Raw genomic sequence first — 19,201 nt, forward strand, 5'->3', positions numbered from 1 at the left:
GATTAGATATCAGCCCTTGGGTTTCGCTCAGGGCTAGAGATCGGAGTGGCGTTTCTCTTGCCTATATTTAGATGTTGATTGCGATCGCAGCCTGGGATTTAAACCTCTAAGGGAACTGTTTGCGTATTGGATAAATCCAAGGTACTCAATAATTTTTCTTTCCAATATTGCAAATCGCGATCGGTACGCCTGCGGGGACGGGGAAGATCGATATCTAGCTCAAGATGGATGCGTCCAGGGTTGCCACGCATAACAATCGCGCGATCGCTTAAAATCAGTGCTTCTTCAACATCATGGGTCACAAGAATCATGGTCTGGCGATCGGATTGCCAAATTTCTAACAGACGATCCTGTAATTGCATTCTAGTAAAGGAATCGAGAGCACTAAAGGGTTCATCTAGCAATAAAATAGAAGGATTAGTAACAAGGGCACGCGCGATCGCCACCCGTTGAGCCATTCCTCCTGATAGTTGGCGCGGCAGCAAACTAGCAAAATCTTGTAATCCAACCTTAACTAGAGCATCACTTGCCCGTGCCTTGCGTTCACCCTTCGGTAAATGATGCAAACCAAACTGCACATTTTCCCAGACGGTTAACCAAGGCATCAGCCGAGGTTCTTGAAATATTACACCAATTTCTGGATGAGGTTTGTTAATGCGAATCTCGTCAATTTGCACCTCTCCATAAGTTGGCAGATCTAATCCGGCAACGATCCGTAAAAGTGTACTTTTGCCGCAACCACTCGTACCGATTAAACTAACAATCTCGCTGCGATTAACAGTTAAATTAATAGACTCCAATCCTACAAAACCATTTTTAAATCGCTTATGCAGTCCTTCGATGAGTAGCATATATGTTTCCTCCTTGGCGCTTTGAATTAATGCTTGAAATTAATGCTTTAACTAATGGTTGGAAGCGTAAACATCCTGCCAATGGAGTAGCCAATGCGATGCAAGACCAATAATTGAGTCAGTCACTTTTCCGAAAATCGCAAACAAGAGAATGCTGGCGAGGGTGATGGCGGGTCGTCCAGTCGCTTGCCCGTCGATCAATAAGAAGCCTAAGCCCTGACTGGCTCCCATCAATTCAGCCGCCACGACAAACATCCAGCCCAAACCCAAGCCACTCCGCAAACCGACTATGTAGGCAGGCAATGTCGCGGGCAAGAACACACGGCTGATAAGCTGCCAATCATTAAGTCTATAGATTTTGCCAACCTCCACCAATTTGCGATCGACATTGTGAATGCCGCTCATGAGATTTAAGTAAACGGGGAAAAAGACTCCAACAGCAATCAGAGCAATTTTAGAAGGCTCATGAATTCCCATCCAGAGGATGAATAGCGGCACCCATGCGAGGGAAGGAATGTTGCGGAGTGACTGCAAAAGTGGGTCGAGTAAATCGCGAATTAGGCAAGAATAGCCTGTTAATCCTCCTAGAATAGTTGCAAAAAATGTACCAATCAAGAAGCCAACAAAAACCCGATAGAGTGTAATGCCGATGTGCTGCCATAGTTCCCCTGCTGCACCGAGTTGCCAAACTGTTATGACAATAGTTGAGGGAGCAGGTAACAAGTTAGGAGCAACAAAGCCAAACCTAGACAGACTTTCCCACAATATTAAGAGAAAGACTGGCAAGAGCAAGCCTTTTGCTCTGCCCAGACGACTGAGGAATTGCCAAATATTACTTCTTTGTGCGCTTGGAATCGCGATCGCCAGTCTTTGTTCCATAACTTAGTGTTTGCTGTTCTGCATAGATAGCTTTGGAGCGGAATTAAAATTTAAAAATGCAAAATTAAAAATGATGAATTTATTTTTTAATTTTCAATTTTTAAATTTTAATTTTCTGATATGCGTTGGTGAGTTAGTGTATATCCACAGGCGAGGTTTTTTACTTATGATTTGGCAACCTTTGCCACATACTGCGGATCGATTAGATTGTTAACTACTGTAATCACATCAACGGAATTCTCGATCACGCCGCTTTTTTTCAAAACATCCCCAGCAGCACTAATAACGGCTTTTTGTTCGTCACCAATCGATGAGTTTGAGAGATTGGTTCGCTCTTCTAATTGTTTAGTTGCTACCGCTTCTGTTAGCTTCGATGCTTTAATCACCACTTGCTTGAGTTCACTAGGATTTGCGATCGCCCATTTCCGTGCCTTCTCATAGGCGGTTAGCACTTGACTAACTTGTTCAGGATATTGTTTGGCAAATGCCTCGCGAACATTCAAAAAGCCTTGGCTAATTAGTTTAGTATCGCGGAAGAAAAGTTTCGAGCCTTTTTCTACTTCTGTCTGTGCCATAAATGGATCGAGACCAGCCCAGGCATCGACATCGCCTTTCTCAAGGGCAGCTTTACCGTCAGCGTGGGGCAAAGGCACAATTTCCACATCTTTGGCAGTCAAACCGACTTGATCCAAGGCACGCAACAAGAAAATAAACGGATCTGTTCCGCGCGTTGCTGCAACTTTCTTGCCTTTTAGATCGGCGACTTTTTGAATGGAAGAATTTGCAGTAGTTACTAATGCCGTCCATTCGGGTTTGGAGTAAACGTAAATAGATTTGATGGGATTGCCATTGGCTTTGGCAATCAGTGCGGAAGCACCAGAAGTCGAGCCAAAGTCAATGCTGCTGCCATTGAGAAATTCTAATGCCTTGTTACTACCTTGACTGAGAACCCATTCGACTTTGATATTGGCTTTTGCTAAGTCTTCTTCTAGCCAGCCTTTCTCTTTGAGTACGAGACTGACAGGATTGTAGTAGGCATAATCTAAACGTACTACTGTAGGCACTGCCGTAGGAGATGAGCCGGGAGATGCTGCTGTAGTGTTAGTTCCAGGAGAGGAAGAATTACAGGCATTGACTAATAGCGATAGAAACAGCCCAGAAATAAAAAATAGCAGTAACCTACGTCTGGCAATGGCAAACCACTGGCTCATGATTCGTTTCCTCAATTCCTTGGTGAATGTCTCGCTTAATTAGGACTTACGCAATTTATACGTTAAGTCAATCGATTTACCGTAGTATAGCTGAATTTTATCTTACAGCAAGGCACACTCAAGATCAATGGTCAAAGAAAAGCCGTCCTAGAAGGACGGGGCTTCAGACTCCAAATTTTGTGTGAAAGAAGGGAAAGAAGGGAATAGAATCAGCGAGTTTCAGGAACTCAGAACGTCCTAACTGCCAAGAAGGTTGCTATCAGTTCCGTTACGCTAATTGGGTAGCCGAAACAAAGGTCGTAACCGCACCCCGATCGCAGTTCCCAGGAGTGCAGCCACAATCCACAGCCAGCCGTGCAAACTGGTAGACGCGATCGCCCCAAAGAACCCACTCACATTGCAACCGTAGGCAAGAAATGCACTGTAGCCCATCAGTAAGCCACCTAATATCGCCGCCGCTAGAATCTGTTTGGAAGGCCCAAAAGTGGGAACCCATCGCCCTACTAACCCTGCCGCCAGCAGCGATCCTAGAACGATCCCACCATTCATCACCGAACTGGCATCTGCAAACACGCCATTCGCGAGAGCAGCCTGAGCGTTGGCAGTCTTCCAAAATGGGCTGCTGGTAGAGTCCCACCCCAAAAACGATGCAATCTCAGCCGCCCACAGCGCAAAGCCCCAGGTAATCCGCCAGGGTTGGCCAGACACGATCAGCGTCAGCCAGTTGAGGAGTGACAGCGCGATCGCACCTGTGAGTAGCGACCAAGGGCCGTAAATTAGCTGAGTTAGCGAGGAGGGGAAAAGCGGAGGGGAAGAAGTTAGGGGAGGAGAAGAAAGAGCTTTTGCAGAAGGGAAAATACGCTCCAGAGCAACAAACAAAGCAGCGAAAATTGTTAGTTGCAAAACCACTGCCCAAAACCAGCCAAGATTATCCGCCAAAGAAATCGCCGGCAAAGCAGGCAAATTCACCCACAACTGTCGGGTTAAGCTAGCTGCAAATGCCCCAATGCAAAATGTCACCAGCGTCACCAGCAGAGTGAGACTGCCAGAACCAACGGTATACAAAGTGCCACAGCCGCAGGCCCCCCCAAGCTGCATCCCAATCCCAAACACGAAGGCACCGATCGCCCCTTGAACGCCTACAGGAGAAACAGCACCCCGCACCTGCTGCCCAAATACCGTTCCGGCTGCCAGAGTCGGCGCAAACAGAACGGTAGCGATCGCCAGCATGATAATTTGTGCGATCGCTCCCCGCGCGTCTCTATGCACAAGTAACTTGCGGTAGGCACTGGCAAAGCCAAAGCTAGAATGGTAAAGTGTTAGCCCCAGCAACCCACCAATCAAGAACAGTAGGCTTTGCTGCCAACCATAACGATTGAGTGTAATTGCCCCAACAGTAAAAAGTGCTAAGGCGATCGCAATTATCAAGCGATCGGGACGAAAAGGAGCCCATAACGGCTCACCAGAAACTGATGAACTCATTTATTTTTACTACTTCTTAGGGGGGCTCTTCGGTTCTTCCGGTGGCGGATCGCAACTGCCTAAAGCGGGTTGACTTAGCTGTACAGAATCAAACCCAAATATTACGGCCACAGTAGCAAAAACAACAAGTGATGAAATCAAAACTTTCATACATTAGACCTTTAAATGTTGAACAGCTTAGCACCAAATAACTAAACTTTTTCCGGCCCAGTTTCAACTGGCAAATTAGACGTACTGTACTCAGTCCAAGAACCGTCGTAGATCCGAACTTTAGGATATCCTAAAAGATGTTTTAGGACGACATACTGTAATGTTGCTTCACGCCCCGTGCTGCATGACACAATCACATCATCTGAAGGCTTAATCTTCTTGTCCGCCAAGATTTTGCGAATCTCATCGAGTGACTTCAACTGATGAGGGTTTTTGAGAGCCTCCTGAGAGTTCTCGGCTTCCGTAAACGCAGGCCAGGGAATATTTTTCGCACCAGGAATGTGCCCATTGCGTACCCAGAGATCTTTCTCGCCTCGGAATAAATCACCTGGTCTAGGATCGATAAAAACAACACCTGGCTTACCAATTAATTCTCCAACCTGTTGAAGGTTAACGCGAATTGAGGGATTATCTTGAACCGCAAACTGTGTAAACTTGTATTTGGGGTATTCCTTAACAACAGGTTGTCCAGAGGCTTTGTATCCTGTATATCCCCCATCTAAAACTGCAATATCTTTTACTCCCGATCGCTCTAGTAAATAGGCAACCATTGTCGCTCCCAAAATATCTCGTGCATCGGAATAAACGAGAACGCGACTGTTACTGCTAACACCAGATCGAGAAAATATCGAAGCTAATTTCTGGGTATCCCAATACTGCACGGGCAAAAATCCGTCGGGGCCACGAAATGTAGTATCTGCAATGTGTACTGCGTTTGGAACATGCCCTCCAATATACTCCAGAGGCGCATTTCGCACATCCAAAATTCGCAAATTTGGATCTTTTGCGTTGGCTGTTACCCAATTGGGAGAAACAAATTGAATTTTGGCACTGGGGGTTGCAGTCAGCGGTGAAATCGAGAAGAGTGAAACTCCCAGAAAGGTTGCGATCGCTGCTATTACCAAAACAGAGGGCTTGAGGGATCTTTTCCAGATTCCCCGAAAAAATCTCAACTTCATAACTATAAATCTCCTGAAGAAGGGGCTAGGGGCTAGGGACTACGGGAAGAAGGGAAGAAGGAAATAGAATTAAGGATTTTAGTGATTTAGAATCGCCTAGCCACCTTGGCGGTTGCTATAAGTCCTAAAAAACTTAAAATGTGGCTTAGATCCAGAGGAAAGGTGGTACACAATCAATAAACAACACTAAACCGATAGAGATTTTGTGCTTAATTTTTAGAAGTATGACATAGCTTACGTTTTCAATCAAGCGTTTGTCATAGAAATCCAGCAAATAAGTACAGGACTTATAGCCTTTCTCAGTAACATGAGGTGCTCTCGCGGGCATCGGGCATCGGGCATCGGGCATCGGGCATCGGGCATCGGCATAGGACTCGCCCCCATACCTCACCACGCTTGAGAACCGCTATACGCACCCAACCAAAGAAACCGGGTTTTTTGACGAAAATACTTCGCCCGAACCCACAGATTCTCTCAAAAACCCGGTTTCTGGGACTCCATGCGTAAGTCCTAATGGCTAATTGCTAACTTCCCTATCTTCCTCATCTTCCCCATCTTCCCCATCTCCCCCTCTCTTTCCCTAGCCCCTAGCTCCTTCTAAATGTACATGGCAAAGTAATCCTCATAGATTTCAGTATTGGTTGATAGCGTCTGTTCCACTTTTTCGCGATCGCCATCGATCGTGGCACTCGTGTCATTATTTAGACTCGCTTCGGGGATGAAATCGCCACAGTATTCATTGGCGGGTACAGCTTCGTTCATCTTCTTGGGATAGCTAAAACCCAGATGGCTCATAATCTTGATAAATTGTTCGCCGCTGCGATCGGCAAATCGAGTATAGGGGCGCACCGTTTCCCCAATTGGGGAAACGGTGCGCCCTTTGTAATCATGGGCGGGATAAAATAGAGTCCCCTCTGGGAGGCAGGGGGTAAGTTCCGTTTCATTCCCCGATAGTCACGTTTCCATTTACAAATCCTGATTGCGGTCTCCTACACCTAGTCCGTCGCCTGCAGCGGCAATTCAGACCGCGCATCAAGCAGACGCCCAAAAGCTTCACGAGCCGGGGTCGGGTATCCCCTCGTCACGGGGCAGATTGAAAGTAATTGTCGATCGTACTCCGGTTTTAGGCTGGGGCTTTCTGAAAGCATTGAAAGCTTCAACGTGAGATCGGATTCAGAGTGGATTAACTTAACTAATTTTTCAAATTGGAAATGAATTTTAGTAAAAGGAAAGGGAGGTATCTTTGACCCCCAAGCATAAACCAATAAGCACAATCCACTCCCCACAGCCAAATCTTCGATTCTTTCAGGAAATTGGAGAAAAGCGTTATCAGTAAAAAATAAAGGGTCTTTTAGGACAGCAAAACTTTTCTGTTGGCTCGCTGTCCCATACCTCTCAAATACACTGCTAGGCTACAAAAATTGTTTGACCGTTGGTTAGACGGCTGAAGTCATAGGTTGTATTAGCAGCTATGACTTCTTCAAACGCAGAAGTATTCATGATAATGCTACCCTTAGTGAAGTTTACCGCTGTTCCCGATATTCCAACGGTATAACTTCCTGACGTTAATTCCAATGCGTCTTTACCGTTTCCGCCATCGAAATTACCGCTACCAAAACCCTTGAGATAGTCTTTACCATTTCCTAAAAATACGTTGCCGGTACCCTCAAAACCTCCCTCGGCAATAAGGGAGTCTTTACCATTACCCATATTAATAACACCCTCACTAAAAACACCCTCGTTGTAAATGACACCAGTGCTAGTGATTATGTCGTCACCATCCCCAGTATCAATGGCGCTGTAGTTGGCAAGGGCATGGTTAGGAAAGAATTTAGAGGGAGTGAGAGCAAGGGAATCGTTACCCTCTCCTAAAAATACCCCACCCGAGTTGTAAAGTCCTCCCTGTAAAATGATGGAGTCGTTACCACTACCAGTATCAATTGTACCGCCGTTGTTGCTGTTATATAGGGGCAAATTGCCATTGTCCTCGGCAATGATGGAGTCGTTACCATTGCCAGTATCAATGCTGCCGTTGTTGTAGAGGATATAATAATTGCCAGTGGCAGTTATTATGTCGTTACCATCACCAGTATCAATGCTGCCGTTGGATAGGTTTTCGATACCGCTGCCACTGCTGGTTGTACCAGTGATTAGGTCATTGCTAGCACCAGTATTTATAGGCCCGTAATTGAGGATGCCACCGAATTTGGTACCAATGCCAGTTATTATGTCGCTACCATCACCGGTATTGAAGGTATCCCAATTGTTTTCGATGCCGAAAAAACCAGTACCCGTTATTATGTCGTTGCCATTTCCAGTATTGAGGGTGCCAGACTGACCCAAAATGCCACGATCTATGCCAATACCCGTAAGTATATCGTTACCCTCACCAGTATCAATGATGCCTTCTACGTTGTAAATACCATAACCCGTAAAAGAATTGTTGGTTGGGTCATTGAAAATGCCCGTGAGTCTGTCGTTACCACCGCTGGTATTAAGCGTGCCAGTGTTGACGACGCCACCGGGGGCAGGAACCCCAACGTCGGGGATACTGTTCCCAGTCTCACCATTTATTATGTCGTCGCCACCAAGAGTATTAGCAATCCCAGTATTGAGTATTTGTTCCACCCCAGACGCGGGGACAATATCAGCCTGGTCAGTAAACGTTAGACTTGAAAGTTCGATCGCCATTGGAAGACCTCGCTATTAAGAAAAAACCGCATAAAAGAAGGTTAGATGTTACTGCTTATATTTGTATCCCAAGCCACAATATTCTATTCTCTAGTGTTTTATTTCTTAACACAGTCAAAGCTATTTTGATGAGACAGCTTGCTCCTACAGGTTTTTTGTATCAGCAACAATTAATAATTGACGACTATGATTATAATAGTGAAGGGTTTTAACAGAGAAATGAAAATTGGTGGCATCTTCAACTCCAAACAATAGTCTTAAAACTGAAGCTATGGTTTATTCGGACAACACAGATGGACAGGGTTGTTGCAAATTACAGAAACGGTTTCTCGCTCGGCAACAACTATTGGGGGATTTCCAGAAAAACTGAAACTTGCTCAGTTCGCTGTTGCTCTCTTGTAAATTAGCGGTAAAAATAGGTTACACAACGGCAATAACTGTGCCTATTAATGCCAAGGATTGTTTGCCAATTTTAATCATGTTCCCTGAGTAAAAATAATTTCACAAATGACCAATTTACTATCTCTAGACCGAGATGAAATCTTCAGAACCGATAAGATGGGGAGCAACGCCTGTCAAAGAAGCTAAAACTTCACCGCGGCCGGCTACTCTAATTAATGTGCCGTTAGTTCCAGGAGAAATTGATAGCTGTCCGAAGGTCAAGCCATTGATTAATTGCACGGTATCTTGAAAGTTGGTGAAATCAGCGATCGTATCAACTCCCAATCCGGCACCTAAAACAAATACATCATTGCCCGCGCCGCCGACTTGGATATCGTTTGCCAAACCGCCGTTTAGGGTATCAAAACCTTTGGCGACATTGAGGATATCCCTGCCGTCGCCCCCGACAAGGATATAGTTGCCCTAACCGCCTTGGCGGTTGCTGTACTATCGCCTTGGCATTGTAAATCTTAGCTTGTTAGCAATCTGGCGAATGTGTTCCTTGTCGGCAGACAGCATGAGGTGATTGTAGTTTGTCCCATTCAGGCGAATCGGTGTGGGATAGCGGACAATCAGCGTTGCCATTCTTTCCATTGTCCGATCTTGGTCAGAGGAAGGCAAAATTAAACACGCTGGGCGACCCTGGATTTGTAACCTCTGCATCTGGGGACGAGTACCGTAGGGATTTAGTCTATGATTCAGTGCATCCTTACAAACATTCTGAATCGTTGACGGTGGCGGTGACGACAACCCCGTTATCTGGAAGAATCCATCCACCCCGCTGAAACGTTCTTCATAGCCCTTTGTAGGTTGCCAATTGCTGGGGTAGCTAAAAGTAACACCATACGTCGAATTATTGTATAGCTTTGTACTGGGAGCAGGTTTACGTGAAACTTGCTTTTGACCAACTGATGGGGAAAGCTGGCTGCTACTGCTACCTGGGGAGAGTATTCCCGTTAGTGGCACGAAGATTAAAACTCCTAGGGTAAACAAGAGTGAATATCGATAAACAATGTTTTTCATGGATTTTCTTGAAATACTCTACAAGGCTTACGCAAACAGCCAGAAATCGCCCTTTTTTTAAGGACTGTTTAGTTATTCAACAATCTTTGTGAATTGGAACAATCCCGAACTGTTTTACTGATACCTTCCATTCGCATTTACCTAAATCCGGTTTTTATAACATTTCTCAGATAAATGAAGTATGTAATAAGGCTTGAAAATCTCGATATTCAGGTAATCTCGTATACCCCATCTTTTGAAGGAAGGCTATTAGGACGGTAGCCTTAGAAATTCGGTTTGCTAAACACCTACCAGATTCGAGCTGCGGTACTGCCAAATGTAAACTGAAAAACTGCCTCCTGTAACCCAAGAGGCAGTAAAAACGAGTGCGTGCAAATGCTTGAGATTAGGCAGCGAAAGCAGTCAGCACCAAGAACATCACCAACAAGACAGCACCAGCACCTTGAAGGGCGTACCGACGCTGCTGGCCGGGCGAAGGGTACTCGGCGTAAGACATTTTGGGTACGACGGCGTAGTTGTTGAGGGTTCCGTTTTCGTCGGTGGTGTACATCGCTTGTTCTTCCTTTGCTTTCTTATGTAAATCAATGTAACAAAGTGTTAAGTGATGTAACAGTGACTTGACACAAGCTCATGAGTGATGTTAGTCACCGACGATCGACAAGTGTGAAGATTGCAGGAGTCACTTGCCAAATGGCTGTCCCCACCACTGCCAGCATTCTTTGTTAAATGGCGACTTCCATTTATAGATAAGCTCTGACTCCAGTTGTAGTCGCTGTTTTCCATTAACTGGCGCTCCGTACCAAAACGCAATAGCCACAGCCACATCCAGGGAATAACGCCGATGAAGTTCGATGTAGTTGGCAACGTAGCGATGGCAATCATGGCTCATCTACCGTTGTTTGGGAGTGCGGTGCGTTTCTCCCACATATAGCAGCAAGGGAAGCAGGGTGGATTAATTGTCGAAAAAATAAACTAAGCCGATCGGGCAATTTGATGATGCTACGTGAAAGATTTAACTGGTTTGTCTGGACACTGAAAACCGAAAAGCAACTCACAAAGCTTTTCGAGCTGGGTGGCCATCAATCTTAAAGCTTGTGGAAGAGTATTTGTACCATTCATCCGAGCGAGCGATACTAAAAATTGTCTAACCGTTGCTCAATTAGCAGGTGAGTTGCCACCGCGATGAATACAGTTATCCTCATTTAAGGTCACCTCTTTAACCCAATGCAGTTGATTCTCAATTAGCCAGTGTCCCCGAATTGCGTCGGCAAATTGATGAGCCGACCAATCCAAACTACTTAAATAATAATGTGTTTCATGGAAATCAATCAATCGACGACGACTTTTTTTCCCTTACCATCTGCTGCCAGTTCTCTCGATCGCAATTATGTGTTTGGCGCCCGCCCACAGGGGTAATAATTGAGGAGCAATGGCATAAATTGTGGTGATTCGAGTTGTTGTGCGTCCATGTAGGTGTTCGTGGGTTTGATTTTTGTCGCTCTCACTCTGAAATTTGACGACGTTTTGAGCGGCTTTAAACAGATTTGATTGATTCTTTTTGGGTAGTGAAGCATAGTAATGGTAAGCTGGTAAGCGAGGATATTCAACCATTGCATTGGTAAATTTGGTAGTTTGTGCATCATTACAATGCCTCTCTTCGCTCTTGACCATTACTATTCACCACTACCAAAAAAATTAGATGTATCCTCCCCAACTTTCATATCTGCCATGTAAGGTATGCAGCCACTTCCCCGAAGATGATTTTTCAAAAGTAGAGATACGTTGCCCATAATAATGACATGAGGTTTGCTTTTTCCTGCTTTTGTATAGATTTTCCTGTGCCTGTACTCGTGTTCGATCGGATTGACTTTCTCGGTTGCTCAATAATCTTCAGAAGAGACGTAGGTGTCGCTTTTACTTGCAACCATATAATTGTGAGGTTGGTGAGGCACAATTATAGCCGTAGCTTGCGGGGCGGGACGCCATCGCCCTTTTTCAGCTTTCCCCCAAAGTTTTAACGTCGGCGCGGGGCCGGAAGCCTCGCGCTATTGCCATTGTGCGGTTGCGGTTTTTCTTGCAGCTTCATCGTCAAACTAACCCGCTTTAACTTCTCATTCACCTCCAAAACCCGCACTTTCACCACTTGTCCGACTTTGACAATCTGTTTGGGGTCATCTACGAAGCGATCGGCTAATTGAGAAACGTGAACCAAACCATCTTGGTGCACTCCCACATCAACAAAGGCTCCAAAGTTAGCTACATTCGTGATTATTCCTTCTAATTCCATCCCAACTTGCAAATCGGAGATTTCTTTGATTCCTGCTTGGAAAGTGGCATATTTAAACTCGGCTCGCGGGTCTCTTCCCGGTTTTTCTAGTTCGGAAATAATGTCTCGGAGTGTTGGTTCTCCCACTTTTTCTGTGACATATTTCTTGATGTTTACAGTCTTGATTTTTTCCGAAATTTGTGTTATTTCAGTCAGAGGCAAGTCTAAATCCTTGGCGATCGCCTGCACTACAGGATAACTTTCGGGATGAACTGCTGTATTGTCCAGGGGGTTTTCGCCGCCGCGAATGCGGAGAAACCCGGCTGCTTGTTCAAAAGCTTTTGGTCCGAGTTTGGGAACTTTCAGGAGTTGGCGACGATTTTTAAATGCGCCGTTTTCGTTGCGGTAATTGACGATATTTTTGGCAACTGTTGCCGTCATTCCCGATACAAATGTCAGCAGTTCTTTGGAGGCTGTGTTTAAGTCAACTCCGACATAATTAACGCAGCTTTCGACTGTTTCGTCGAGTTTCTTTTTGAGCAATTTTTGGTCTACGTCGTGCTGGTATTGACCGACTCCTATTGATTTCGGGTCGATTTTCACGAGTTCGGCGAGGGGGTCTTGCAAGCGCCGTCCGATGCTGACTGCGCCGCGGACGGTGATGTCGAGGTCTGGAAATTCGGCGATCGCCACTTCGCTTGCTGAATAAATCGATGCACCGGATTCATTCACCATGACTTTAATCGGTTTCCTGTCCATTTGGGCCAAAACTTCCGAAACAAATTCGTCTGTTTCCCGGGAAGCTGTACCGTTGCCGATCGCGATTAATTCAATTTTATATTTTTCAATTAAATGCTTGACAATTTTACCAGCTTGCTGTCGCTGAGCGGCCGCTTGGTGGGGAAAAATTGCTTGATATTCCAAAAATTGCCCGGTTTCATCGAGGGCGGAAACTTTGCACCCAGTGCGAAATCCCGGATCGATCGCCAATGTGGGTTTCATTCCCGCTGGCGCCGACAGCAGCAACTCGCGGAGGTTGGTTTCAAAAGTGGCGATCGACTCGATATCAGCGAGGGCTTTGTTGTGCGATCGTACTTCTGTAATTAACGAAGTCTTCATCAGTCGGTTGAAGGCATCCTTCAAAGTCGATCGATAAAACTCTTTAACTTCCGGTATCCTAGTTCTAATTTCCTGAGCTTCCAAATAAGCCATCACTGCGGATTCATCAAAAGCCAGTTCCAAATCTAAAACCCCTTCCGTTTCCCCGCGAAACAGCGCTAACATATTGTGCGACTGAACGCTTCTCGCTGCAACTTGGTAATTGCGGTACATTTCAAATTTAGTGCTTCCTTCCGGGAAATCCTCTTGAATTTTCGAGACAAAAACTCCTGTTTTCATCAAAAATTCTCGCAAATAAGCCCGCAATTCGGCTTTTTCCGAAACCGCTTCCGCCAAAATATCCGCAGCACCCTTGAGAGCTTCTTCTGCTGTTTTCACTCCCTTTTCTTCCGAAATGTATTTAGCTGCTTCCGCCTCAAAATCTGCTGGTTTAGCCGTCGGTAAGTTCAGACTTTTGATAAAATTCGCCAGCGGTTCCAAACCTTTTTCTCTAGCAATTGTCGCTCGCGTCCGCCGCTTTGGTTTGTAAGGCAGATAAAGGTCTTCGAGTTCGTTTTTTTGCAAACAGGATTCGATTTTTGCTTGCAGTTCTTCAGTGAGTTTCCCCTGAGAGCTAATTGTCTCTAAAATCGACTTTTTGCGCTCTTCAATTTCCGTCAAATAGGTGAAGCGATCGGAGATGTCGCGCAACTGAATTTCATTCAACAAATCCGTGCGTTCTTTGCGGTAGCGGGCAATAAACGGAATTGTTGCTCCCTCGGCGAAAAGTTCCAGAGCACTATTGACTTGAGACAGATTAATGGAAAGTTCTTGAGCAATCAGTTGAGGAATGTCGATCATAGTGCAGAATTTCGGATCGGTCAATTTTAGATTTTAGATTTTAGATTTTAGATTAACTTCACAGAAGAGAGGAAGAAAAGGGATCGTCCGGATTTTGTTAAAATCGTTTTCTAGGAGTGCGACCGTCGGGCACAGCAAAGCCGATATATCTCCCTTCTAGCTCTCTCGCTTGCACTCCTGTGAAAGCTCTCATTGAGATGCTCCCGTGATGTTAGCATAAATGCAGTCATTTCTCAATATTATATGTTGCCTTTTAAATATCCTGTGCCGCAAACAGAGCCGCTGCGATCGCCCAGAGAAACGCTGCCGACGATGTAGGATTTACCCAGCGAGGACCTGGACGAACCTGGTTTGCGGGATGAATTTCACGATTTGCAGCCGCAGTTGTTGAGCATGACGTTTCGGCCTCGGAATTATACAGCTTCTGACATATTTAGCGGCAGCGACATGAACCTTTATTATGACGTGCATCATACTCTCTCGCACAAGTGGCCGGATTGGTTTGCAGTTGTGGAAGTTCCCTGACTTGACGATCGCTCCGAACAGCGGATGAGTTACGTTATTTGGCAGGAAGGGGTGAATCCTTTTGTAATTGTAGAACTGCTTTCGCCGTGACCAGAAAAAGAAGATTTAGGCGACAATACGGATGATGAAAATTTGCCACCTCAGTCGGGAAACGCTGCGGGTCACGAGCCTGTTTTGGAGACAGAGACGAAGGAGGAACCGCCGATAAAATGGGCTGTTTACGAGCCAAATTTGTGGGTTTGTGTTTATGCTGTTTTCAGCCGCTATACTAACAAATTGCGAGTGTTTGAATTGAAGGGCGGACACTATCAAGAATTAGAACTGCCCGAGTCGCGAGTGTGGATGGCTGACCTAAGTTTGGGCTTGGGTTTGTGGCAGAGTTTCAGGAAATCGATCGACTGTGGTTGCGCTGGTATGATGTTGATGGCGATTGGATTCTGACTGAAGCGAAACAGCAACGGCAGCGGGCCGAGTCAGCGGAAGCTCAATTGCAGTCTTTAATTCGGCGGCTGCGGGAATCTGGCATCGACCCCGATCGCTTTTTAAACGGTTAGAGAGGACTGAAATCCTGACTACAAGCTAGTTCGCAGTCAGGACTTTAGTTTTTTTTTACTTCAACACAAGACTCAAGGCCTCACTATACACAGGCTTTAACCTTTGATCGAAACTTGATTGGTTGCGGCTTGTTTGTTTGTTGCGGGTACTCTTTGCGGTCAATTCATCCGTCTCGACAGAGTGATGCAAATAAGATTTACCGACAGAACCGAAAAGTTGCAGTTTGTCAGAAATGACCCATCGCATGGCATCGATAGCTTTTTCCATTATTTCCAACAAATCCGGATGTGCCTCAGAAATGCTACTTTTGAGCACGTCCATATAAGCTTCGCGAATTTCTGTGTTCACATTAAATTTCGATACTCCGAATTCAATACATTGATGAATCATTGATTCCGGCAAGCCGCTAGCACCGTGCATCACTAACGGCACTGAAACAGCAGCCCGGATTTTTTCCAAACGAGGAAAATCTAGTTTTGGTTCGCTGAAGTATTTGCCGTGAACGTTACCAATTGTTACGGCTAAAAAATCCACTTTAGTTTCTTTGATAAACTCTACTGCTGCCACGGGATCGGTCATCCTTGCAGCTTTCTCATCGATTGTCAAACCCTCTTCCCTGCCACTAATTCTGCCGATTTCTGCTTCAACTACTGCACCGTTAGCGTGGGCTAATTTAGTCATTTCCCGGCTAAATATTAAGTTTTGTTCGTATGGCAAAGGAGAACCGTCTGCCATAATGGATTTAATGCCGGCGGCTAGACCGATGTGAATGTCTTTTTCTGAGGTGCCGTGATCTAAGTGTACTGCGATCGGCACGAAAGATGTGCGCGCAGCTTGGAGGCACAGCGCGACTAAAGGCGATTTTCCATATAGGAGGGCGCTGGGGTGAAGTTGCAGTATAGCAGGACTGTGCAGCGCTTCAGCCGCTTTGATGACGGCTTTTACTCCTTCGAGGTTGTAGACGTTAAAAGCGCCGATCGCATAACCATTTCTCAAGGCTGTGTTCAGCAATTCGCTAGTTGAGGCGAGCATATAGTACCTACTTTAAAAACTTTTCTGAATGTCGATCATTCTATCAAATTTCTAGGGCAAGCTCAACTTAATTTGTGTTTATTTTAATTGCGAATTCTTCCGCTAGTATTTATTCTTAATGTCGATCATTCTATCAAAGTTTTAGGGCCAGATCCGCTTAATTTGTGTTTATTTTAATTGCGAATTCTTCCGCTACTATTTATGTTGTGAAGTGCATTTATTCTTGGGTAAGCTGCGCCTAGCGCACCAAACAAATAGTAGGGTACGCTAGGCGCACCCTACTAAGTGATTTACTATTTTTGAGCGTTACCTGCGTGCAAACCGCACTCTTTTACGGTCGCTTCTTCCCACCACCAGCGACCTTCGCGTTCGTGTTGGTTGGGCAATATCGGCTTCGTACAAGGTTCGCAACCAATACTTACAAAACCTCGTTCGTGCAACTTGTTGTAAGGCACATCCAAAGCGCGAATGTATTCCCAAACCTCTGCGGAAGACCAGTTTGCTAAGGGGTTGAATTTAATTAATTCATGGTCGGGAGTGGAGAATGCAGTGTCAACTTCAATAACTGGAATACCGTTGCGGGTACTCGGACTTTGGTCTTTCCGCTGACCAGTAATCCAAGCATCGAGAGTATTCAGTTTGCGGCGCAGCGGCTTGACTTTCCGCACGCCGCAGCATTCTTTGTGACCGTCTTGATAAAAACTAAACAATCCCTTTTCTTCTACTAGGGCTTGTACTTCTGCTGCATCGGGAAACATTACTTCTAATTTAATGCCGTAATGTTTTCTGACTTGATCCAAAAATTGATAAGTTTCTGAGTGCAGCCGTCCGGTGTCTAGCGTGAAAACGCGGAAATTTTTTGTAATTTTTGAGGCCAGATCGATCAGAACTACATCTTCAGCCCCGCTGAAAGAAATGGAGATATTGTCAAAATTTTCTAGGGCAAATTTGAGAATGTCTCGCGGTGTTTTTTGACTGTATTCTGCTTCTAGCGCGGCAATGTTGAGATTTCTTTGGATGGCAACCATATGTTCGGGTTTTCGGTGTTCTTTTCCTCTAGCCCTTTATTATAGCCGATCGCCGTCTCTCCCTGACCGACTAATTTGACAATCAAGCAATGTCATCCGAGGCCGCCGAATTCATCCGTGAAACGAGAAAACAGCTCCGACTGCTCATCACCCGCCACCGGATTTATCAGTGGGAGCGCTTTCTTCAATTGTAAAATCTAAAATCTAAAATCTAAAATCTAAAATCGATTGACCGCATCTTGCAGCAGTCTTTGCTGCTGGGCCCACGATCGAACTCAAGGATGGCGATCGCCTGCTGGTAGTAGTTTTGGTGAACGCAACACTCCTCTGCTGGGTAAAATGGGACTGCCGCGCGATCCATTGAATTTGCCCCCCAATTATAAATCGCACACAATAAAATTCTTTAAATGTTTTTGTTATCCTCCTCAATTTTGACTGGTCTCATTAATAAAATAATAGCGTTCACTAAGCGATATTGTGCTGTATTTTAACTAAAAAAATATTTTAATACCAGTAATGACATAGGTATAACTACTTTTAAGTTGCTGTTAATGGCGCTAATTAAAAAAAATAGACTGCCTTATTTAAGCAATGATCTAAACTAGGTGAGTGGGAATAAACCTAAAACAAAATCATAGAAAATACGGCTTGGATCTTCCCATCGATCCTTCTACTAAGACCTGTGGGTTTCCCAACCGCAAATTACCAACGATCCATTACTAATTGCCGATTAATTTATTCAGAGTAATGCCGTTAGCGAAGTAAATTTTTATCGTTTTTTATCGCTGACCGCCAACCTTCAGCCATACGATCGGCTATATTGTATTTAGAAGTACATTAATTTGTCCGCAAAGCGGTCTAGTCTCATCGCCGCCGGTCGCGCCAGCTTCTGAATAAAGGTAGTCCGCTGTCAATAACAGCAAGGAAGTGTGGAATATGTCAAAAATTTTAGTCGTGGACGACGTTAAGAGCGAACTAGAAATCATCTGCCGCATTCTTCAAGATGCCGGAATGGATGTGATCCGGGCAGGCGACGGCGAAGAAGCGATCGCCATGATCCGCACAACCCGTCCGGCTCTGGTCGTTTTAGATGTAGTGATGCCACGAATGAACGGGTTTGAAGTGATCAGAGAATTGCGGGGCGATCGCGCAACTGCCAAATTGCCCGTAGTATTTTGTACTCATAAAAACACCGAGATCGATAAAGCTTGGGGAACTGATTTAGGCGCCGACGCTTACGTTAGCAAACCCTTTGAACCTCAGCAACTCCTCCACATAGTGCAGCGCCTGCTTTCCGCGTAATCCGAATATAAAGCGATCGGCAGCTTTCCAAAAAATATTATACCGACAAACCCCGTTTTTTTTAAGAAACTGGGTTTTTGAAACCCATAAAAGTTTTATATTTAATGATAGCAACCTGCTTGTTGGCTAACCGGCGATTTATTTAACAGAAACATTTGACGCACCAAAACTGATGCAGAAAAACTAGATCGGCGATCGACTTTAGGGTCAAAGCAAAATTCTAATTCGTAAGCTACACTATAAACAAAAAAATAAGCCATGAAAATAACGGCTCCCACGGCAGGGGGGAATCAGACAAGTATAACAAAGCAATTTCTCCTGTTCGGTCAGGGAGGCAGTCTGTTCGGCATAGAATTAGAGGCAGTGCGGGAAGTCCTTTCCCTCAAGGAACAACCGATTTCCCTGGTTCCCAACACCCTGCCATTTTTGCTGGGATTAACCAACTTGCGGGGCGAAATTTTAGCAGCAGCAGACTTCGGACTGTTCGTCGGTATTGAGTCGGTTGACATCTACCACCCAAACAGCCGCATCTTAGTTGTAGAAGCGCCCGATCCGCGAGACGTGAGATTGTTGTCGAGAATCCGCCTGGGATTAGCCGTTTCCCGCGTCGAAGGAGTTTTACCTCTCCATCCCGATCGCATTGTCTCAGCACTAGATGTGAGTCCCGACCTAGCTCCATTCTTAAAAGGTCTGTACAATTCCGAAGGACGCTTGCTAATGATTGTCGATGTAGAAGCGATCGCCCATTCCGAACGCTGGTAAAACTTCACCATAAACGTAAGTCTGC

The 19,201-nt window shown here is 45.2% G+C and carries 22 protein-coding genes; 5 read left to right on the forward strand and 17 right to left on the reverse strand.

The features are described from left to right. Positions 1 to 98: 98 nt before the first annotated feature. From QUB33_RS20095 to QUB33_RS20160, 14 genes are all read right to left on the reverse strand, one after another. Positions 99 to 851 carry an ABC transporter ATP-binding protein gene (locus tag QUB33_RS20095; RefSeq protein WP_333353189.1) on the reverse strand — a complete coding sequence of 251 codons (753 nt, stop codon included), beginning with the start codon at positions 849 to 851 and terminating at the stop codon, positions 99 to 101. 51 nt (positions 852 to 902) lie between these two features. Next, positions 903 to 1,730, reverse strand: coding sequence for an ABC transporter permease (locus QUB33_RS20100; protein ID WP_333353192.1), 828 nt, complete (start codon positions 1,728 to 1,730; stop codon positions 903 to 905). Positions 1,731 to 1,894: 164 nt separating this feature from the next. After that, positions 1,895 to 2,941 carry an aliphatic sulfonate ABC transporter substrate-binding protein gene (locus QUB33_RS20105; protein ID WP_333353195.1) on the reverse strand — a complete coding sequence of 349 codons (1,047 nt, stop codon included), beginning with the start codon at positions 2,939 to 2,941 and terminating at the stop codon, positions 1,895 to 1,897. 273 nt (positions 2,942 to 3,214) lie between these two features. Further along, entirely contained in the window at positions 3,215 to 4,423 is a 1,209-nt protein-coding gene (locus tag QUB33_RS20110) for a YeeE/YedE family protein (RefSeq protein ID WP_333353198.1), read from the reverse strand. A 191-nt stretch (positions 4,424 to 4,614) separates the two neighbouring features. Further along, positions 4,615 to 5,592, reverse strand: coding sequence for a sulfurtransferase (locus tag QUB33_RS20115; protein ID WP_333353200.1), 978 nt, complete (start codon positions 5,590 to 5,592; stop codon positions 4,615 to 4,617). Between the two features lie 597 nt (positions 5,593 to 6,189). Next, positions 6,190 to 6,441, reverse strand: a complete 252-nt coding sequence (locus tag QUB33_RS20120; RefSeq protein WP_333353203.1) for a hypothetical protein — start codon at positions 6,439 to 6,441, stop codon at positions 6,190 to 6,192. Positions 6,442 to 6,999: 558 nt separating this feature from the next. Beyond that, the gene (locus QUB33_RS20125) at positions 7,000 to 8,283 is read right to left on the reverse strand and encodes a hypothetical protein (RefSeq protein ID WP_333353206.1); all 1,284 of its coding nucleotides are present in this window, start codon (positions 8,281 to 8,283) and stop codon (positions 7,000 to 7,002) included. Between the two features lie 525 nt (positions 8,284 to 8,808). Continuing rightward, entirely contained in the window at positions 8,809 to 9,138 is a 330-nt protein-coding gene (locus QUB33_RS20130) for a hypothetical protein (protein WP_333353258.1), read from the reverse strand. A gap of 33 nt (positions 9,139 to 9,171) precedes the next feature. After that, entirely contained in the window at positions 9,172 to 9,747 is a 576-nt protein-coding gene (locus tag QUB33_RS20135; RefSeq protein WP_333353209.1) for a hypothetical protein, read from the reverse strand. 385 nt (positions 9,748 to 10,132) lie between these two features. Then, positions 10,133 to 10,297 carry a photosystem II assembly protein Psb34 gene (gene psb34, locus QUB33_RS20140; protein WP_333353212.1) on the reverse strand — a complete coding sequence of 55 codons (165 nt, stop codon included), beginning with the start codon at positions 10,295 to 10,297 and terminating at the stop codon, positions 10,133 to 10,135. A 47-nt stretch (positions 10,298 to 10,344) separates the two neighbouring features. Then, positions 10,345 to 10,629 (reverse strand): hypothetical protein, encoded by a 285-nt coding sequence (locus QUB33_RS20145; RefSeq protein WP_333353215.1) that lies wholly within the window; start codon positions 10,627 to 10,629, stop codon positions 10,345 to 10,347. Between the two features lie 273 nt (positions 10,630 to 10,902). Then, the gene (locus tag QUB33_RS20150; protein WP_445299542.1) at positions 10,903 to 11,079 is read right to left on the reverse strand and encodes a transposase; all 177 of its coding nucleotides are present in this window, start codon (positions 11,077 to 11,079) and stop codon (positions 10,903 to 10,905) included. A gap of 21 nt (positions 11,080 to 11,100) precedes the next feature. Next, positions 11,101 to 11,358, reverse strand: coding sequence for a hypothetical protein (locus QUB33_RS20155; RefSeq protein ID WP_333353218.1), 258 nt, complete (start codon positions 11,356 to 11,358; stop codon positions 11,101 to 11,103). Positions 11,359 to 11,761: 403 nt separating this feature from the next. Continuing rightward, a complete protein-coding gene (locus QUB33_RS20160; protein WP_333353221.1) occupies positions 11,762 to 13,972 on the reverse strand; it encodes a Tex family protein in 2,211 nt (736 codons plus the stop codon). Between the two features lie 351 nt (positions 13,973 to 14,323). On the opposite strand from QUB33_RS20160, the gene QUB33_RS20165 reads away from it, so the two are divergent. After that, the gene (locus QUB33_RS20165) at positions 14,324 to 14,497 is read left to right on the forward strand and encodes a hypothetical protein (RefSeq protein ID WP_333353224.1); all 174 of its coding nucleotides are present in this window, start codon (positions 14,324 to 14,326) and stop codon (positions 14,495 to 14,497) included. A gap of 371 nt (positions 14,498 to 14,868) precedes the next feature. Beyond that, positions 14,869 to 15,051 (forward strand): hypothetical protein, encoded by a 183-nt coding sequence (locus QUB33_RS20170; RefSeq protein WP_333353227.1) that lies wholly within the window; start codon positions 14,869 to 14,871, stop codon positions 15,049 to 15,051. Positions 15,052 to 15,106: 55 nt separating this feature from the next. On the opposite strand, the gene QUB33_RS20175 is transcribed toward QUB33_RS20170, so the two are convergent. Further along, positions 15,107 to 16,084 carry a class II fructose-bisphosphate aldolase gene (locus QUB33_RS20175; RefSeq protein WP_333353230.1) on the reverse strand — a complete coding sequence of 326 codons (978 nt, stop codon included), beginning with the start codon at positions 16,082 to 16,084 and terminating at the stop codon, positions 15,107 to 15,109. Positions 16,085 to 16,377: 293 nt separating this feature from the next. Next, the gene (locus QUB33_RS20180) at positions 16,378 to 17,112 is read right to left on the reverse strand and encodes a phosphoadenylyl-sulfate reductase (protein ID WP_333220839.1); all 735 of its coding nucleotides are present in this window, start codon (positions 17,110 to 17,112) and stop codon (positions 16,378 to 16,380) included. Between the two features lie 228 nt (positions 17,113 to 17,340). Here QUB33_RS20180 and QUB33_RS20185 point away from each other — a divergent pair, with 228 nt between their 5' ends. Both QUB33_RS20185 and QUB33_RS20190 read left to right on the forward strand, forming a co-directional pair. Beyond that, on the forward strand, positions 17,341 to 17,547 hold the full coding sequence (locus tag QUB33_RS20185; RefSeq protein WP_333353233.1) for a hypothetical protein: 207 nt from the start codon (positions 17,341 to 17,343) through the stop codon (positions 17,545 to 17,547). Between the two features lie 501 nt (positions 17,548 to 18,048). Then, on the forward strand, positions 18,049 to 18,414 hold the full coding sequence (locus tag QUB33_RS20190) for a response regulator (protein ID WP_333287695.1): 366 nt from the start codon (positions 18,049 to 18,051) through the stop codon (positions 18,412 to 18,414). Between the two features lie 101 nt (positions 18,415 to 18,515). Here the strand turns inward: QUB33_RS20190 and QUB33_RS20195 are convergent, their stop codons facing one another. Next, positions 18,516 to 18,674: a hypothetical protein gene (locus QUB33_RS20195; RefSeq protein ID WP_333353237.1), complete on the reverse strand. Its 159-nt coding sequence runs from the start codon at positions 18,672 to 18,674 to the stop codon at positions 18,516 to 18,518. Here QUB33_RS20195 and QUB33_RS20200 point away from each other — a divergent pair. Then, positions 18,673 to 19,176, forward strand: a complete 504-nt coding sequence (locus QUB33_RS20200; protein WP_190662981.1) for a chemotaxis protein CheW — start codon at positions 18,673 to 18,675, stop codon at positions 19,174 to 19,176. The two genes, QUB33_RS20195 and QUB33_RS20200, sit on opposite strands and share 2 nt — an antisense overlap. Positions 19,177 to 19,201: the final 25 nt, after the last annotated feature.

It is taken from the genome of Microcoleus sp. B3-A4 (genome assembly GCF_036705385.1).
In the GTDB taxonomy this organism is placed as follows: domain Bacteria; phylum Cyanobacteriota; class Cyanobacteriia; order Cyanobacteriales; family Microcoleaceae; genus Microcoleus.

Coding starts and splice junctions, on each gene's coding strand:
- QUB33_RS20095 (WP_333353189.1), bottom strand. CDS start 851: ATGCTACTCATCGAAGGACTGCATAAGCGATTTAAAAATGGTTTTGTA.
- QUB33_RS20100 (WP_333353192.1), bottom strand. CDS start 1,730: ATGGAACAAAGACTGGCGATCGCGATTCCAAGCGCACAAAGAAGTAAT.
- QUB33_RS20105 (WP_333353195.1), bottom strand. CDS start 2,941: ATGAGCCAGTGGTTTGCCATTGCCAGACGTAGGTTACTGCTATTTTTT.
- QUB33_RS20110 (WP_333353198.1), bottom strand. CDS start 4,423: ATGAGTTCATCAGTTTCTGGTGAGCCGTTATGGGCTCCTTTTCGTCCC.
- QUB33_RS20115 (WP_333353200.1), bottom strand. CDS start 5,592: ATGAAGTTGAGATTTTTTCGGGGAATCTGGAAAAGATCCCTCAAGCCC.
- QUB33_RS20125 (WP_333353206.1), bottom strand. CDS start 8,283: ATGGCGATCGAACTTTCAAGTCTAACGTTTACTGACCAGGCTGATATT.
- QUB33_RS20135 (WP_333353209.1), bottom strand. CDS start 9,747: ATGAAAAACATTGTTTATCGATATTCACTCTTGTTTACCCTAGGAGTT.
- psb34 (WP_333353212.1), bottom strand. CDS start 10,297: ATGTACACCACCGACGAAAACGGAACCCTCAACAACTACGCCGTCGTA.
- QUB33_RS20145 (WP_333353215.1), bottom strand. CDS start 10,629: ATGATTGCCATCGCTACGTTGCCAACTACATCGAACTTCATCGGCGTT.
- QUB33_RS20155 (WP_333353218.1), bottom strand. CDS start 11,358: ATGGTTGAATATCCTCGCTTACCAGCTTACCATTACTATGCTTCACTA.
- QUB33_RS20160 (WP_333353221.1), bottom strand. CDS start 13,972: ATGATCGACATTCCTCAACTGATTGCTCAAGAACTTTCCATTAATCTG.
- QUB33_RS20175 (WP_333353230.1), bottom strand. CDS start 16,084: ATGCTCGCCTCAACTAGCGAATTGCTGAACACAGCCTTGAGAAATGGT.
- QUB33_RS20180 (WP_333220839.1), bottom strand. CDS start 17,112: ATGGTTGCCATCCAAAGAAATCTCAACATTGCCGCGCTAGAAGCAGAA.
- QUB33_RS20190 (WP_333287695.1), top strand. CDS start 18,049: ATGTCAAAAATTTTAGTCGTGGACGACGTTAAGAGCGAACTAGAAATC.
- QUB33_RS20200 (WP_190662981.1), top strand. CDS start 18,673: ATGAAAATAACGGCTCCCACGGCAGGGGGGAATCAGACAAGTATAACA.
- QUB33_RS20195 (WP_333353237.1), bottom strand. CDS start 18,674: ATGGCTTATTTTTTTGTTTATAGTGTAGCTTACGAATTAGAATTTTGC.